General features: G+C 45.7%; 14 protein-coding genes and 1 pseudogene. 9 read left to right on the top strand and 6 right to left on the bottom strand.

What is annotated here, in order from left to right; translation table 11 throughout:
• Nucleotides 1-91 precede the first annotated feature (91 nt).
• From R7D93_RS03775 to R7D93_RS03765, 3 genes are all read left to right on the top strand, one after another.
• Nucleotides 92-958 carry an MBL fold metallo-hydrolase gene (locus R7D93_RS03775; RefSeq protein ID WP_213867978.1) on the top strand — a complete coding sequence of 289 codons (867 nt, stop codon included), beginning with the start codon at nucleotides 92-94 and terminating at the stop codon, nucleotides 956-958.
• Nucleotides 952-1,572 (top strand): DsbA family protein, encoded by a 621-nt coding sequence (locus R7D93_RS03770; RefSeq protein WP_225495802.1) that lies wholly within the window; start codon nucleotides 952-954, stop codon nucleotides 1,570-1,572. The genes R7D93_RS03775 and R7D93_RS03770 overlap by 7 nt, the downstream gene beginning before the upstream one ends.
• Before the next feature lie 117 nt (nucleotides 1,573-1,689).
• On the top strand, nucleotides 1,690-3,369 hold the full coding sequence (locus tag R7D93_RS03765; protein ID WP_225495793.1) for an RluA family pseudouridine synthase: 1,680 nt from the start codon (nucleotides 1,690-1,692) through the stop codon (nucleotides 3,367-3,369).
• 97 nt (nucleotides 3,370-3,466) lie between these two features.
• Here R7D93_RS03765 and R7D93_RS03760 read toward each other — a convergent pair whose 3' ends face one another.
• The gene (locus tag R7D93_RS03760; RefSeq protein WP_017633826.1) at nucleotides 3,467-4,807 is read right to left on the bottom strand and encodes an MATE family efflux transporter; all 1,341 of its coding nucleotides are present in this window, start codon (nucleotides 4,805-4,807) and stop codon (nucleotides 3,467-3,469) included.
• A gap of 507 nt (nucleotides 4,808-5,314) precedes the next feature.
• On the opposite strand from R7D93_RS03760, the pseudogene R7D93_RS03755 reads away from it, so the two are divergent.
• Nucleotides 5,315-6,463 (top strand): annotated as a pseudogene (locus tag R7D93_RS03755) (GGDEF domain-containing protein).
• Between the two features lie 3 nt (nucleotides 6,464-6,466).
• Here R7D93_RS03755 and R7D93_RS03750 read toward each other — a convergent pair.
• Together R7D93_RS03750 and R7D93_RS03745 are read right to left on the bottom strand one after the other, a co-directional pair.
• The gene (locus R7D93_RS03750) at nucleotides 6,467-6,748 is read right to left on the bottom strand and encodes a hypothetical protein (RefSeq protein WP_005374405.1); all 282 of its coding nucleotides are present in this window, start codon (nucleotides 6,746-6,748) and stop codon (nucleotides 6,467-6,469) included.
• 132 nt (nucleotides 6,749-6,880) lie between these two features.
• The gene (locus tag R7D93_RS03745) at nucleotides 6,881-7,165 is read right to left on the bottom strand and encodes a pyrimidine/purine nucleoside phosphorylase (RefSeq protein ID WP_005383244.1); all 285 of its coding nucleotides are present in this window, start codon (nucleotides 7,163-7,165) and stop codon (nucleotides 6,881-6,883) included.
• 328 nt (nucleotides 7,166-7,493) lie between these two features.
• Here R7D93_RS03745 and R7D93_RS03740 point away from each other — a divergent pair, with 328 nt between their 5' ends.
• Together R7D93_RS03740 and R7D93_RS03735 are read left to right on the top strand one after the other, a co-directional pair.
• On the top strand, nucleotides 7,494-7,997 hold the full coding sequence (locus tag R7D93_RS03740) for a DUF2850 domain-containing protein (protein ID WP_005374408.1): 504 nt from the start codon (nucleotides 7,494-7,496) through the stop codon (nucleotides 7,995-7,997).
• 369 nt (nucleotides 7,998-8,366) lie between these two features.
• A complete protein-coding gene (locus R7D93_RS03735) occupies nucleotides 8,367-10,913 on the top strand; it encodes a glycosyl hydrolase family 18 protein (RefSeq protein ID WP_213873647.1) in 2,547 nt (848 codons plus the stop codon).
• Nucleotides 10,914-11,081: 168 nt separating this feature from the next.
• Here R7D93_RS03735 and R7D93_RS03730 read toward each other — a convergent pair whose 3' ends face one another.
• Nucleotides 11,082-11,939, bottom strand: a complete 858-nt coding sequence (locus R7D93_RS03730) for an alpha/beta hydrolase (protein ID WP_017633823.1) — start codon at nucleotides 11,937-11,939, stop codon at nucleotides 11,082-11,084.
• A 128-nt stretch (nucleotides 11,940-12,067) separates the two neighbouring features.
• Nucleotides 12,068-12,658, bottom strand: coding sequence for a TetR/AcrR family transcriptional regulator (locus R7D93_RS03725; protein WP_005374416.1), 591 nt, complete (start codon nucleotides 12,656-12,658; stop codon nucleotides 12,068-12,070).
• A 250-nt stretch (nucleotides 12,659-12,908) separates the two neighbouring features.
• Between R7D93_RS03725 and R7D93_RS03720 the strand changes: the two genes are divergently transcribed.
• Nucleotides 12,909-13,934 carry an acyltransferase gene (locus R7D93_RS03720; protein WP_225495792.1) on the top strand — a complete coding sequence of 342 codons (1,026 nt, stop codon included), beginning with the start codon at nucleotides 12,909-12,911 and terminating at the stop codon, nucleotides 13,932-13,934.
• Nucleotides 13,935-14,354: 420 nt separating this feature from the next.
• Complete coding sequence (nhaD, locus tag R7D93_RS03715; protein ID WP_005383238.1) at nucleotides 14,355-15,785, top strand: sodium:proton antiporter NhaD; 1,431 nt, start codon at nucleotides 14,355-14,357, stop codon at nucleotides 15,783-15,785.
• 37 nt (nucleotides 15,786-15,822) lie between these two features.
• On the opposite strand, the gene R7D93_RS03710 is transcribed toward nhaD, so the two are convergent.
• Nucleotides 15,823-16,218 carry a GFA family protein gene (locus R7D93_RS03710; protein WP_033907219.1) on the bottom strand — a complete coding sequence of 132 codons (396 nt, stop codon included), beginning with the start codon at nucleotides 16,216-16,218 and terminating at the stop codon, nucleotides 15,823-15,825.
• 201 nt (nucleotides 16,219-16,419) lie between these two features.
• On the opposite strand from R7D93_RS03710, the gene R7D93_RS03705 reads away from it, so the two are divergent.
• Nucleotides 16,420-17,028, top strand: a complete 609-nt coding sequence (locus tag R7D93_RS03705) for a YitT family protein (RefSeq protein WP_005374427.1) — start codon at nucleotides 16,420-16,422, stop codon at nucleotides 17,026-17,028.
• Nucleotides 17,029-17,078: the final 50 nt, after the last annotated feature.

Here is a 17,078-nt window from a genome sequence, read left to right as displayed (position 1 = left end):
ATTGTGTATTTTTCCGAGCGTATCAATTTCCTAATATAGCTCCCGTTCCCAAGCCATCGTCGCTTGGCCCCAAATTCTTTAGGAGCTTATTATGAAAAAATTCACTTTGATTACTGCATCCATTTTAATGGCAAGCCCTGTTCTAGCGGCAAACCACTCTCCCCTTACTTTTGAGGTTTACAACGCCGACGGTAACAGCTTCCACGTTAACTCAACCTTGGTATACGGTGAGACTGACGCCATGGTTATCGACACTGGATTCACCAAAGCTGACGCGATGCGCATTGCCGCTAAAGTGCTGGACTCAGGCAAAACACTTAAAACCATTTTTATCAGCCAAGCGGACCCAGATTACTACTTTGGCGCAGAGGCCTTACACCAACAGTTCCCTGATGCGCAGATCATCACAACGCCTGCGGTTCAAAAAATTATTAAAGAGAAGTTGGCTGGAAAGCTGGCGTACTGGGGACCAAAGCTTGGTGCAAACGCACCGGTAAAACCAGTGATCCCTGTCGCGTACGATAAAGCATCATTAGAGCTAGAAGGTCATAAGATTGAAATCCGTGGTAACCATGGCACATCAGCACACCGCCCTTACCTATGGATTCCAGATAACAAAGCGATTCTAGGTAACGTAGCCGTGTACTCAAACGTACATTTGTGGATGGCAGATGCCGCAGACCAAACCGCCATCAATGCTTGGGAGCAGCAACTTAGCGAGATGCTTGCGCTTAAACCTCAAGTGGTCATTCCTGGTCACATGAAAGCAGGCACAAAGCTGAACGCAGACACCATTCGCTACTCGCAACAATACTTGCAGGATTTTCAGCAAGCGAAAAAACACAGCAATAACAGCGCTCAACTCATTGACACCATGTCAGCGAAATACCCAGAAGCTCAATTGCCAATCGCGCTAGAAATCGGTGCGAAAGTGCATACTGGTGAAATGTCATGGTAACCGTGCATTACTTCTTCGATCCCATGTGTGGTTGGTGCTACGGTGCCTCACCACTCATCGAAGCCTTGATGGACACCTCTCAATTTAAGGTGGAGCTTCATCCCGGCGGCATGATTGAGAAACGCGCGATTGAATCTGAATTTCGTCAGCACATCATCAACAGTGACGCTCGTATCACAACCGAAACCGGAGCAACGTTTGGTGAAGCATATCTGCAACGCGTGAAAAGCGAAGATGCGTTTGTTCTTGATTCTTATCTACCAACACAAGCGATCTTGAGTGCGGAGAAAATGGGGCTGAATCCATGGCACATGCTAAAGGCCATCCAATCTGCGCATTATCAGCTCGGGTTAAAAGTGAATGAAGCATCGACGCTCAAAGCCATTGCAGAATCGCTAGGTTTAGCAAGTGATGCGTGGGAGCAAAACATGACGTTAAGCGAAGCCGAGCTAAACGAGAGAATTCACTCTAGCCGACAGTTGATGCGCCAGTTACACGTTGGTGGTTATCCAACCATGATTGCAGAAGTAAATGGCGAGTACTTGACCTTGCCGCACTCGACCTACTACGACAAACCGGCACAGTGGAAGCTTGCATTACAAAAACTGCAATAAGCTCTTCCCCACTCGCTCTTGTTCTTAATCCAAGAGCGAGTGCCAACACCGACATGGCAATCCTGACTCAAACAGGTACAATCCTCGCTCGATTTTTTACTCTCGCGGATACCCACCATGCACTCGCCTGAACATTATTTTACTCGTTTTACTGCTGATATTTCTGGCTATGAATCGCCAACGCAGTTTACGTTTCCGTTCTACTACACGCCGCATCCTCTTTGCGTTATGGCCGCAAAGCAATTGCAACAGCACTTATTAGCGCAAACCGACTTCGAACACGATTTTGGTTTGGTTAATGAAGAAACGGGGCGAGGCAAAATGTTTGGCGTATTGCTGGTAGAAAGCCCTCAAGGCGAGCTCGGCTTTTTAAGTGCGTTTTCTGGCAAAATTGCTGACCAAAACTTGATTCCAGGATTTGTCCCTCCTGTGTACGACATGCTGACCGATGAAGGCTTCTTCCGCGCAGAAACGGATGCCATCAACGCCGCCAATACGGAGTACAAAACCTGTGCCGCGAATCCGGAATTGGCGGATCTTAAAGCGCAAATCCAAGCCGACCGCGCCGCTTATCAGCAAGAGGAGCAAACACAGCGCCAAGTGATGATTGACGGCCGCGCCGCACGCAAACGACAGCGTCAACAGGGCGAGCAAACACTCAATGCCGATGACCTCAAAATCTTATTGGATGAGTTGGGTAAGCAAAGTGTCGCCGAGAAAAACGTTCTCAAATACTTAAAGCAAGCGTGGGATGAAAAGCTTGCAATCAAAGAAGCGCGCTTGGCTGAGTTAGAGCAGCAACTTGCTCATCTGAAAGAACAGCGCAAAACGCTCTCCAACGCTTTACAGCACAAACTGCATAAACAGTACCGCTTTCTAAACAGCCATGGCGAAGCACGCGACTTGGTGGACATTTTTGCGGACACCACAAACCCAATACCACCAGCAGGTGCAGGGGAATGTGCTGCGCCAAAACTGCTCCAATACGCGTTTAAATACGGATTCAAACCGCTGGCGCTGGCAGAATTTTGGTGGGGTGTGTCGCCAAAGTCTGAAGTTCGCCAACACAAAAAATTCTACCCATCGTGCAACAGCAAATGTCAGCCGATTTTGGGCCATATGATGCAAGGGCTGGATGTCGAACCTAACCCATTGGCGGAGAATTGGGCAGAAGACAAAGAACTAGAGATAATCTACCAAGACGACGCTATGGTCGTCGTCAACAAGCCCTCGGGCTTACTTTCAGTGCCTGGTAAAACTATCAAGGACTCTGCTTATACGCGCCTACAAGCGATGTACCCTGATGTGGAAGGGCCGTTTGTGATTCATCGCCTCGACATGGCGACCTCTGGCATTTTGGTGTTTGCCTTAACCAAGCGCGCGAACAAAAGTCTGCAAAAACAGTTTATGGCTCGCGGCGTAAAAAAACGTTATATGGCAATGCTCGAAGGCGTATTAAACGAGCCTGAAGGGGAAATCTCACTGCCAATGCGTGGTGACCCTGACGACCGCCCACGTCAACTGGTGTGTTTTGAACACGGGAAACATGCAGAAACCTACTGGCAACTGATTGAAGTCAAAGATGGGCGCAGCAAGGTATACATGTATCCGAAAACCGGGCGTACTCACCAACTACGTGTACACAGTGCTCATCACATGGGGTTAAACATGCCGATGGTTGGTGATGGTTTATACGGCGAAAAAGCCAACCGCTTACACCTGCATGCTGAGATGCTAGAGCTGGATCATCCATACAGCAAAGAGCGCATGGTGTTCAAAGCTGAGTGCGAATTCTAACGTCTTCCCGATTTTAAATAACAAAAAGGCACTGACTAACAGTGCCTTTTTTGGTTTCTAACAACAGAATAGGCGTGATGCGCAATACCGAAAACCGTTAGCTCACCTTAAACTTGGTCCACACCTGAGAGCGCCAACGTCTTGCCATGATGATACCACGTACCCATTCATCGAGTGCGATTGCCATCCAAGCCCCTAAAACGCCATAACCCAAGTGGATGCCAAAGATGTAAGAGAAAAGCACGCCTAGTCCCCACATACTCAAAATCCCCATTTGCACTGGGAACTTGATGTCACCCGCGCCTTTGAGCCCCGCGATAAAAATCAGGTTAAACACACGTCCAGCTTCGAGCAAAATTGAGCCCATGACTAACGAACTTGCCAATGCGAGTATTTCCGGTTGATCGGTAAATACGCGTAGAATCTCTTCTCTAAACAGGTAAATCAGTGTGGTTGCCGCCGTTGATGCCACAAATCCCACTAAGAAGTAGATTTGTACGCGTTTTAAAATGCTACTCACCCAACCTTTACCGATGTAGTAACCAGTCTGAATTTGCGCAGCCTGACCAATTGCCAGCGCGAAAGCAAACGAGAAACGGGCAATGTTTTGCGCATAAGTGAAAGCCGCCAACGATGCCGTCCCCATTTGCACCACAAAGTATACAATGCAGATTTGCGCCACGTTGTAAGACAGCACCTCACCCGCGTTCATGCCGCCGATTTTTAAGATCTTTTTGTAAATCTCTGCGGGCACTTGTTTCATGGTCGACATCGGTAGTTCAATGCTGCTGCGAGCGAGAATAAACCATAACATTAACGTACCGATGACTTGGCTGACGACGGTTGCTATTGCTACACCTTGCACACCATACACAGGTAAACCGAATGGCTGGTAAAGCGCAATATAGTTACCAATGATGTTGAACACACCCGAGATCAAATTCACCACCATTGGGGAACGTGAATAACCATGACTACGCAGAATAGTTGTAAAAACAACGCCAATCGTAACGTTAAACGTCATCGCACCGCTTATCAGCAAATATTCATGAGCGTACTGCTCAACTTGCGCTTCCAAGCCGTAATACGGGAGTAGGTATATCGCACCAAGCACGGCAATCACACTCAATAGCACACCGACGAGCACAGACAGCGCAATACTCGCAACACCAACGCTCACTGACTCTTGCTCGCGTCCAGCGCCATTGTATTGGGCAATCAAAATCCCCGTACCGCTACTGACAAACGTCGAAACGATGATTAAAAAGAAGGTAATCTGCGTGATCACACCAACAGCGGATACGGCTTTGTCTGAGTAGCCACTCAGCATGAACACGTCACTGGTTCCTAAAGCCGTCCGTAGCAAAATTTCGACAAGAATTGGCCAAGCTAATGCCACGATGGACATTCGTTGGTTGATGTTTTGGCTTTTAGGCATGCTTGTAACCTTTCCTACAACTAAAAACTGCCTCACAATTTTTGTGAAGCAGTTTAAAAATAGTGACTCGAACGAAGCTCGATATGAGGTTGTGATTTAGCGCGGATTCTAGTCGCATATTGGTCATAACGACAACAATATTTCGCCCTGTTTCGGAAAAATATTTCTAATGCATTTTCGAAACGACATATGCCTTGACGATACGTAGAACAGAGATTGGTGAACAATACTCTCAATCAACGAGCACCGAACAGAATCAGGATAATCAATAGAAATGTGTCTAACTAGATACATTACTTTGAGTTATCATTCCAACCATATAGAGCCATGAAGAACCGTCATGAAAACCTGCATGCGCCACCATTCCTCTTTGAACACTCGCACCAAATCACACTGATGGCTTTGCACTAAAAATGACTGATATCACATTTGGAAACTTTGTTGTTCTATTTATCGCGAAAATACCGCCTAGAATAAGCGTACACGTTAATTAAGCAAGGATACGTAATGTCGACATTGGCTGGGGCGCGCTTAGAAGAAATGGCGGACATCCGCTCAACAAGAAAAAAGAAAATTGTCTTTTTATGCTCCAGTATCGCCGCTGCCTGTTTAACTTATGGTTCCATTGCTCAATCACTTGAGAATAACTGGGGTTTAAGCTTTTTCCATGCTTTGTGTGCCTTGGCATGCTTAGCAATCAGTTATGTAATAAAAGTCCAGCGGCACCATCAATACGCCGACTTATGGCTAAGTGCTGTCTTAATGTTCGAAGGGTTATTGTTACTTCTGTATAACGACGCTCCGTCAGGCAAGATGCTATGGCTATATCCTATTGTCGCCACTCTGGTATTAATTAATGAGTTTAAGGTCGGTCTGTTGTTCAGTGGCACCTACATTTTACTGATCTTTTTTGGGGTCGCTTTTTTAGATCGACTGCCAACAGCCACAGAAATCATAGAGCGGAGATTGATGCTGACCCTGATAGCGACCGCGTTTGTGTGTCACACGTTCTCGTATTACTACACGAAAGTCCTCAATTACATTCAAACACTGTATCGTGAGGGGATTGAGGAGTTAGCATATTTTGACCAGCTCACTGGGCTTGCCAATCGCTGGAGCTTTGAAACTTGGGCGCGCGCAAAGCTCGATGAAATCAAGCACTCATCTGATGACAGCATCACCGCATTGGTCTTTCTCGATATCGATAACTTCAAGCACATCAACGACACCTACGGGCACGATATTGGTGACCAAGTACTTCAAGCCTTCGCCACTCGATTAAAAAATAACATTCGCAACAAAGACAGAAAAACAGATAAACACGACTACTCCATCGCTCGATTTGCGGGCGACGAGTTTGTAATCATGCTTTACGATGTAAAAAGTAAAGATGACCTCGACAGCATCCTAAAACGGATCGTAAATCTGTTTCCGACAGGTTAGCGAAGCTACGATATGATTAACGAGTTAACGATGAGTGTAGGTGCTGCTATCTATAAGCAAGATGCAAAGGATTTGTCTGAATTGACTCGATGTGCAGATAAAGCAATGTACGCAGCTAAACATACTGGTAAAAACCAGTACGCCTTTTATGAGCACTGCAATACTGAAGAACAGTCAACATCTGATGCACCAGCGGTACCAGAAGCTTGCTAATGACTAAGCGAACACATGCATCACCCAAAGCCCCACAACGAGGAATACGATTAACCACACTACTTGCAACGTTCTGTTCGGCTTGTCTTGCTGACGAGTGGGGTGATCTTTAAACGCACGGCCCTTCATTTTGCCCATTAAGCTCTTTCCTAGAGCACGTCGATAAAATTCACGTCTCTTATGAGCGGCATTGGCAACTTCGGTAAAGCGCTGTCTTTGCTCATTGGTGAGATCTTTGTCCTCGTAACGAGGAGGGAGATCAGAATGCTTGCGTTGTACTGCCATCACTTCCTCCCTGGTCGATGGGTACATTTTTATTAAGTATATACCCAAATAACCAAAAAGATGCGTTATAAGTGAAGCACATAGACGAAAAAACCACCCGAAGGTGGTTTTATGACGAGCAACAAATGAACGCTAGAAGTACTCACATAAATACGCAGTCGCTTCTTTCACTTGAAGCTCAAATGAAGAATTACCTTCCACTTCAAAAAACTCACCACTTTGATAAGTCGTCCAATCGCTCTCGCCAACACGCTTGACCACAAGCGCACCTTTTACAACCGTCATACGCTCTGGTGCTTGAGTACCAAACGTGTACTCACCAGGAAGCATCACACCAACGCTAACATCCTGATCTTTCTGGTTAAAGCCCAGTGATTTTACACTACCAGCAAAATAGCTATTTTCCTTAATATTCATTATTGGTTTCCTTATCAAAAGTCCGCTCTTTTTTACCTTGTTTCTTTCCGTTACTCAAGCTTTGAAAGCCATTAAACTCAACGTAATAACGCACATCCTTTGCTACTGAGCGAGAACCTCTTTTCACGAGGATTAATCAGGCGACCTAAACCGATCAAGAAAAACTGCGAAGTAATGAATGTGAGCAAACAACAAAACCATCAATAAGATGTGTATCTGAATGTAAAAGTGGACATTAGATCATAGTTTCGTCGTCTCAATGGCGGGATTGTTTGTTTTTAAAAAGGAAGGTTTCCACCATGTTAAAAAAGTGGAGAAAATTAGATCTATGACGGACTCGACTCGCCGAAGGCGAAAAGCACGACAAGAACCAAAACTTTCATTTTTGGCTCGCCACCAATCCAAAATCCTCAAGAGTACATTTGTCTGCTTCGGGATGGGTCTGTTGACGTTTTTTGGCTATCAAATCCACCTTTCCTATCAAGACCACATTGATCCGGAAAAGGTGTACGGCGAATGGATTGAGATTGGCGCGCCACCCTACCAAACAGAACGTCTCGTTTTCACTGAAGATGGGGTATACCGAAACCATCGACTCATTACGACGGAATTTGAATTCGATGGCAAGGTCATCACGTTGAATACCGGATTAGGAAAGACAGCGTATCAGATCTCAGGCTCTCATCTTTCACCTCAAATACGCCGTATTGAACCTCTTATTCCAGATCAGCGATTCATTCGTAAAGGATTTGAGCATACCGTTCAGGGCTCAGAAACCGGCGCAGCCTCTAAACGTCGTGCCGCGTTGAGTGAACACTTCAGCCGTGACTAGTACGTCTTCACGGCTATTTTTCCTTTCAATTCTCTTTCTATATCAATGAAACAAAACCTTAATAAACAACAAAATAAGGCCTTCATCGCATTTAACTAACTCGTTACTGAGTAAACAATAATTTTAGTTTCTGCTGAGATTTTATAAATTATTGACTCAGTCTGACACTTTCTGTGTAACAGAGTGCGAGTTTTAGTTAAGTTCTCTCAAGTGCCTCGAAAACCGTCTTAATTTTTTTTGACGAAAAAAAACTCTCTGAAATGCTGAGTGTGATGCTTTTGCACGTGGAGTAAATCCAATCATCTTATCTGGTGCAAGAGCAGCCTATGTTCTAGGTAGAACATGAATCCAAGGATTGAGAGAGAAGTTATGATTCGATTTAACCTATGTGCAGCTGGAGTTGCTTTAGCGCTATCAGGTGCTGCAGTTGCTGCTCCAACCGCACCAAGTATCGATATGTACGGTTCCAACAACCTTCAGTTTTCTAAAATTGAACTCGCGATGGAAACCACGTCAGGCTACTACGACATGGTGAAATACCATGAGCAAGCGAAGATCACTGTTAAATTTAACCAGTGGAGTGGCACACCTGGTGACACTTACAACGTCTATTTTGATGGTGTAAAAGTAGCAAGCGGCCCTATCACTGGTAGCCAAACAACAGCTTCGTTTGAATACGGCCAAGGTGGCTTATACCAAATGGAAATCGAAGCATGTGATGCGACAGGTTGTGCGAAAAGCGCACCAGCTGAAATCACAATTGCAGATACCGATGGTTCTCACCTGAAGCCACTAACGATGAATGTTGATCCAAACAACAAAACCTACAATACCGATCCAAGCGTCGTGATGGGTACGTATTTTGTTGAATGGGGCATCTATGGCCGTGACTACACCGTCGATAATATGCCGGTCGACAACTTGACTCACATCCTTTACGGTTTTATCCCAATTTGTGGCCCAAATGAGTCTGTGAAGTCTGTTGGCGGCAACAGTTTCAACGCGCTACAAACTGCTTGTACAGGTGTGCCTGATTATGAAGTCGTTATCCATGACCCTTGGGCTGCTTATCAGAAGAGCTTCCCACAAGCTGGTCATGAATACAGCACGCCTATCAAGGGTAACTACGCAATGCTAATGGCATTGAAACAACGTAACCCTGATCTAAAAATCATCCCATCGATCGGTGGTTGGACACTGTCTGACCCATTCTTCGATTTCGTGGACAAGAAAAACCGAGACACATTCGTCGCATCAGTTAAGAAGTTCCTGAAAACTTGGAAATTCTACGACGGTGTTGATATCGACTGGGAATTCCCTGGCGGCGGCGGTGCAGCAGCCAATAAGGGCGACCCTGTAAACGATGGCCCAGCATACATCGCACTGATGCGTGAACTGCGCGTAATGCTTGATGAATTAGAAGCTGAGACAGGCCGTACTTACGAGCTAACGTCCGCTATCGGTGTCGGTTACGACAAGATTGAAGACGTAGACTACGCAGATGCAGTTCAGTACATGGATTACATCTTCGCAATGACTTACGACTTCTACGGCGGTTGGAATAACGTTCCTGGTCACCAGACTGCGCTTTACTGTGGTTCATTCATGCGTCCTGGTCAGTGTGACGGTAGTGGCGTTGATGAGAACGGCGAACCGTACAAAGGTCCTGCTTACACAGCAGATAACGGCATCCAACTTCTTCTTGCTCAAGGCGTTCCTGCGAACAAGCTAGTACTTGGTACAGCAATGTACGGTCGTGGCTGGGAAGGCGTAACTCCAGATACGCTAACCGATCCAAACGACCCAATGACAGGTACTGCTACAGGTAAACTGAAGGGCAGCACAGCACAAGGTGTTTGGGAAGATGGCGTAATTGACTACAAAGGCATTAAGTCATTCATGTTAGGTGCAAACAACACTGGCATTAACGGCTTCGAGTACGGCTACGATGCACAAGCAGAAGCACCATGGGTATGGAACCGTACTACGGGCGAGTTGATCACATTTGATGACCACCGTTCAGTGCTAGCAAAAGGTAGCTACGCGAAGTCTCTTGGTCTTGCTGGTCTATTCTCTTGGGAAATTGACGCGGATAACGGTGACATTCTAAACGCGATGCACGAAGGTATGGCTGGTGGTGTAGTTCCTCAACCAAACCGTAAGCCAACCGCAGCCGCTGGCGCAGATCAATCGGTAACAGGTCCTGCAAATGTGGTTCTAGATGGCAGCCTGTCAAACGACTCTGACGGCACCATCGCAAGCTACGCTTGGGAACAAGTATCTGGCACAGCAGTGGCACTAACAGGTGCAAACTCAGCGAAAGCAAGCTTTGATGCAGCAGAAGTTACTGTTGAAGAGCAATTAACTTTCAAGCTGACGGTGTCTGATAACGAAGGTGCAACGGCATCTGACCTCGTTGTAGTAACAGTGAAACCAGCAGGTGTTGTTGACCCAGTGAACAGCGCACCAATAGCGCAAGTTGTTGCTCCAGCAACAGCAAACGCTGGTGACGTTGTGGTTGTAGATGCATCTGCGTCTAGCGATGCAGACAACGATACCCTGACATTCAACTGGACTCTACCTCAAGGTCTGAATGCAACGGTTGAAGGCTCCAAAGTCACGTTCACTGCTGCGGAATACCCGCAAGACACAAGCTTAAGCTTCACTGTAAGTGTGAGCGACGGTAAAGCGTCTTCATCGGCAAGCGCGACAGTGGTTGTTGCACAGCACACAACCGATCCGAACCCTGGTACTTGTGACAACGCATGGGATGCGAGCGCAGTGTACACAGGTGGTAACCAAGTGACTCACGCAGGTAAAACGTGGGAAGCGAAATGGTGGACTCAGGGTGACGATCCTAGCCAATCTGGCGAATGGGGCGTTTGGAAAGAAGTTGGCGTAGCTAACTGTAACTAATTTCAGCCTTGCAGACTTTCTGCTAAATAAACAAAGGACAGCTTCGGCTGTCCTTTTTGGATTTAACCTCTTAACGAGGAGAGCAACACCAGAGACGAAAAAATCTGAGGTGTTACTTTCAAATCGAATTAGCGCAAAACGGAGCGAGTCAATCAGTAAAAGTAAGGGTTACCAAGCACTATCGAGCAAACGGTCAAAACTACTGAAGACTTGCTCACACTTCATCACTCGACCATGCCCCTGACCTTGTGTTGTCACTAACTCAACGTTTTTAATCTCTTCAGCCGCTTTTGCCGAGACACTGTATTTGGTGAACTTGTCTTGCTCATCATGAATAATAATGGTGTGAGACGGACGCTCAGACAACCGCTTCATCGGATCAATGGACTGTAACGGATAACCAAATTGGTCTTCAACTTCTGAAACCACAGCATTAAAAAGCTTCATCGAGTAACCGGAACGTGCAATGCTACCGAATAAGTTCTCTACGTAATTTAATACCGGAGCAATAAGCAGCAAAGGCTTGTTTTCTAACTTACTGTGCCTACACTCAAGAGCAGAAGCGGTGCCCATGCTGTGCCCAACTAGACCAACAATATCCTCGACAGTATCCAACACATCTTCTAATCCTCTGACAAACCCCGGAATGTGCCCATACTGCCCCTCACTCTCACCATGTGCCGGATGATCGTACGCCAAAGCAGTAAACCCTTTCGACGCAATATGTTCCATCAGTGGATAAAACTGACTTGCCGTTCCAGACCAACCATGAGTTAGCACCCAAATAGGTCCAGAGCCCAAAGTATAGGTTTTGATGATGCCTGCATGCCCTTTAATTTCACCTTTGATAAGCCCTTGAGGTTCAATATTTTTAGGTTGCGTACGAGCAGGTGTCAGGAGAAGCTTGCGCGCGGTCTTCTTTGCATGTGACGGGGCCAGTGTATGGTGTAACCGAGTACTAATGTTCACCAAACTGCGCTTAATACTGAAACGTTGCGATGTATTAAAGTAAATTTTTTCACTCATAATCATGTCCTTAACTATCAGCTTTGCACAAAATAGAACGGTCGTGCTTTTTATACTGATAAGAAAGAGCGAACTCAGCCGCTCTTTGTGATTTTATGTCTACGAATCTGGGAAGCGAATAACCGATATTAGCCTTTCCAGCGAGAAAATAAGTTGTCGATCCCTTGCCAAAACAGACGCAAGCTTTCTTGCTCACCTTTAATTGAGTAAAAAACATGCGCACTCAAATAGAGACCGTACAAATCAAACGTTGCTTGGCGTGTATCTAAGTCTGCTGCAAATTCTTGCTTCTCTTTGCCTTTCGCTATTTGGATCTCCAAATAACTCAGCCAAGTGTCTATGGATTTACGCAGTCCGGCCTGAAGCGGGCAATCTTTATCTGCCGTATCATTCCAAGCGTCAAGAAACATACAACTGCCTTGGAATGCGTGATTCCAAGTCATCCAAGAGTCGAGCAACCCTCGAATTTTACGCTCGATATTGCCATCCCCGAGTTCTCGAGCAGGCTCAATAACCCGATCAGCGAACACTTTATTGGCGTGATCAAGCACCGATAGCTGTAAATTCAACTTCGAATTAAAGTGGGCAAACAGACCACTTTTCGACATACCGCATTGCTTGGCTAACTCTCCAATCGTAAGACTTTCTAATCCGTCTTCGCTGGCGATCTCAAAAGCCCGCTGCAGAATAAACTCTTTTGTCACTTTTCCTTTTTGCATAGTCTTATTTTTAGCACGATCGTTCTTTTTTGCAATCTCGAGTTAACTGGTCTAACCATTATTCAGTGCTATTTTCGACTCACGAATCAGGTATTGATTGCGTTAATAGGTTAATAATTAAGAAGTTTGAAGTAAGTCTTAATTTTCAAAACAGCTTCAATGTAAGCGCAAGTCTGTTGACTTTTTCACGTATTACTTCAGTAACAACCTGCTATTTTCACCTAAGTTTTTTATTTAGGTAAACAATGTAATGGCAAAGAAACAAAAAATAGCCAGCTTAGAGTTTGCACGTATCATTGCGATGCTTGCGATTGTGGGTTTGCATTGCCAGATGGCACTGACGTACTGGCAGTGGAATGGGATACCATGGGTTGGCTATATGCTCAACCAACTGGCTCGTTTTGCTGTTCCGCTGTTCTTTCTCATCTCGGGTTATCTAATCCAGCCGAAGTTGAGTCACTCACCTATCGATACTCTTAAGAACTACGCCAAACCGTTAATGAAGGTTTGGCTCATTTGGAGCATGATCAGTTTACTGATGCCATTCCAATGGCAGACGATCGCTGAGGCAGGGTATCTCGCCGAAAGGCAAGGTTATTGGGGGTACTTAATGTCAACCCCGATCAATTCACTCATCGAAGGCGGACTCGTTCATCTATGGTTTATTCCGGCTCTGGTCATTGCCGTAGCGTTAATTGCCTTTCTCGTGCATATCAATATGGCGCAAATGATACTGCCAACTGCAGTATTGCTATACATATACGGGGTCTTTGCTGGCAGTTACGCGACCATTACCGACCTGCCAGCGCCTTTCTTTACTCGTAATGGGCCTTTTTTCAGCACGTTGCTAGTTGTTCTGGGTTATTTCGCACGAGAAGCGCAGTGGCGGTGGTCGCGAAACAATACGGTTCGATGCATTATTCTTGGCATGGCACTGCATTTTGGTGAAGCTTACTGGCTGATGCAACATGACATCGCTTTCAACTCGCACGACTTCCTATTCGGTACCGTTATCTGGGCTGTAGGTGTCTTTATGTGGCTTTTGGCTCACCCTCATTTTGGCGACATGCCTTGGGTCTTCAAACTATCTCCTAGCGTGTTAGGGATATATGTTAGCCATCTGCTTATCATAATTGTCATGATGAATGTCGCTGGATTTATCGGGCTGCAACACCTCGCGAAAGATGTGTTTATTTATCCTGCAACGATTGTTGCAACCATACTGCTTGTGAAAGCAATTGACACTTCACCGTTGAAAAAATGGCTCCTACGCTAAATGCATTCAGCTCTAGATATAGCTAGCTTTAACTCAAAAGGGTTAGAGCTAGCCAGTTAAAAATGAGATTTCTCTCTCACTGACCAATTTTTGACTTTCTAATCCTTCAGAATTTGCTTTCACTCACAAAAAACATTGTTCATTTCCTTTAAATTGGCTCGACTATTACAACATTGCTCATTAAACGGAGGCTGTATGTGGGCAGGTCAAGGACTCGTTCCTTTTTTAGAGATTAGTCACTGGTTAACTTACGGTTTATATGCCGCTGCGGTTTTATTCGGCGCAGCAAGCATTGCGTCACTCAGAAAATAGTGGCGCACACTATCATTTCCTAACTCCTACTGTTAATTCGAGCTCTCTCACAACTAACTCATTCATTTGTGGCTAATATTTCTCCAACCAGACAAAGGAGAAATGTCTATGCCAATCTATCCAATTGTGGCTTTCTGCTGTTTGTTGTTCTCTAGCGCCACCTTTGCTGCATCAACCAATGAACTGAACCTTGTTAATTCTGGTGTCGGTTACGCGGCTCTGATTATCTTTTCGATCGCTTACATACTGGTTATGCTGGAAGAGTATCTGAAAATGAGAAAATCCAAGCCAGTGCTGCTCGCTGCAGGATTAATTTGGATTCTGATTGGCTACACCTTTGCTCAACACAACCAGCCTGAAATCGCCAAATCCGCACTAGAACACAACTTGTTGGAATATGCCGAGTTGCTGCTGTTTTTGCTCGTGGCGATGACCTACATCAACGCAATGGAAGAACGCAAACTCTTCGACGCCTTACAAGCGTGGATGGTCGGTAAAGGTTTTGGATTCAAAAAGTTGTTCTGGCTGACGGGGTTTCTCGCTTTTGTCATTTCACCGATTGCCGATAACTTAACTACGGCCCTATTGATGTGCGCTGTAGTGATGAAAGTCTCTGGTGATAATCCTAAGTTCGTCAATCTTGCTTGCATCAACATTGTTATCGCAGCCAACGCTGGCGGTGCATTCAGCCCATTTGGGGATATTACAACCCTGATGGTGTGGCAAGCCGGTCATGTCAGCTTTGCTGAGTTCATTCCGTTGTTTGTACCGTCATTGGTGAACTACTTGGTTCCCGCGTTTTTGATGTCACTGTTTGTTCCAAACACAAAACCGAATACGATTCACCAACACGTTGAGCTAAAACGCGGGGCAAGGCGTATTGTCGCGTTGTTCATTTTGACGATTGCCACCGCAGTCTCTTTCCATGCTATGCTGCACTTCCCACCCGTTATGGGCATGATGATGGGCTTGGCGTACTTACAGTTTTTCGGATATTTTTTGCGTCAAACTCTTAAACACTCACTCGCAAAAAAAGCAGCTATGGCAATTGCCAATGGCGATGATCAGGCATTGAAGCGCTTAGGCTCAGTGGTTCCGTTTGATGTGTTTCATCGTGTGTCTCGAGCCGAATGGGACACCTTGTTGTTCTTCTACGGTGTTGTAATGTGTGTTGGCGGTTTAAGTTTACTTGGCTACCTCGAACTGGTTTCAAACGTCATGTACACGCAATGGAACCCAGTCTGGGCAAACGTAATGGTTGGTGTCCTATCTGCAATCGTCGATAACATTCCGGTTATGTTTGCTGTACTGACCATGGAACCAAGCATGTCGATGGGCAACTGGCTACTGGTCACATTAACCGCAGGTGTCGGTGGCAGTTTGCTTTCCATTGGCTCCGCGGCAGGCGTCGCTTTAATGGGAGCCGCGCGTGGACAATACACCTTCTTTGGCCACCTAAAGTGGGCTCCCGTCATCGCCTTGGGTTATGCCGCCAGTATTGCGGTACACTTGTGGATGAATAGCGGCTTATTTACTTAAAAACACCGATAATCAGGCACTTAAATCGCAATATAACCTAGCGGTCAGATGGATGGTTAACGCCATCCATCACTTCAATCGCTCCCAACTCATATGGGTTGACGCCCTCTAAGCAGCCGACATTATAGCCATACTCACTCGGGTCAGAACGACGCTGATGGTGCGTATAAATACCGCACTCGCCACAGAAAAAGTGCTTCGCAGTGTGTGTATTAAATTGATACTGCTTCAAGACTTCTTCGCCTTGCACAATACGAATACCGTTCAAAGGTACAGACGCGACAATCGCGCCACGACGTCGACACATAGAACAGTCACACCGTCTCGGCTTCTCAATACCATTGGGTAACGCCAGTTCCAGCTCAACTTTTCCACAGTGACAACTCAGTCGATGTAATGTGCTGATTTGGGTGTTGCCAACTTTCTTAATCATAACTTTTCCTTGTTGTTTTTCTATCTGTGTACATTATGTTAAACAGGTTAATATCATCATAATCTCGTCCAAAAACTCGACATCCATCACTTTTCGCGACATTTTATTGGCCGATTTGTTAGTTGCTATTTTGGCGACTGTCTATCGCGTCCGTGAGACGTGTTGTCTCCGGCGCGTTTTTTAAACCAAGGAAATTAATTTATGGACAAAGATCATAGCCTAAGAGAGAACCTCTTGGCTCTGACGCTCGGCAGTGCGTTGGTGTCACTTGGGGTGATATTTTTTAGCAAAGTAGGATTGCTCACTGGTGGTACGGCTGGTTTGGCGATCTTCCTAACCAAAGTGAGTGACTTCAGTTTTGGTCAGATATTTTTCGCTCTTAACCTCCCTTTTTATATTTTATCTGTGATGCGCATGGGTTGGCGCTTCACTATCAATACCTTTATTGCGGTTTCGATTGTCTCTTTTGCGGTCGATCATCTGCATCATGTGATTGAGATTTCACGAATCGAACCTTTCTATGCGGCACTTTTGGGTGGTGGGCTGATTGGAATCGGTATGTTGGTAATTTTCCGTCACAAAATGAGTTTGGGTGGCTTTAACATTCTTGCGTTGTACCTTCAGGAACGTTTTGGAGTTCGAGCGGGTAAAGTTCAAATGGCGTTAGATTGTGCCATCGTGGTGATGTCACTGTTCATTGTAGATGTGCACCTTATCGCTCTATCTGTTCTAGGTGCCATCGCAACAAACTTGATTTTGGCGATGAACCATAAACCAGGACGATACCAAGCAAAAGCGCAAGCAGCATAATCATCGCTGCATAGTCAACAACCCTAAAGCCCCCAGCCAGTCGCTCGGGG

This window comes from Vibrio sp. YT-15 (assembly GCF_033337445.1).
GTDB lineage: Bacteria > Pseudomonadota > Gammaproteobacteria > Enterobacterales > Vibrionaceae > Vibrio > Vibrio alginolyticus.
Note: the sequence above shows the minus strand (reverse complement) of the source record. Positions and strands in the feature narration are given on the sequence as shown.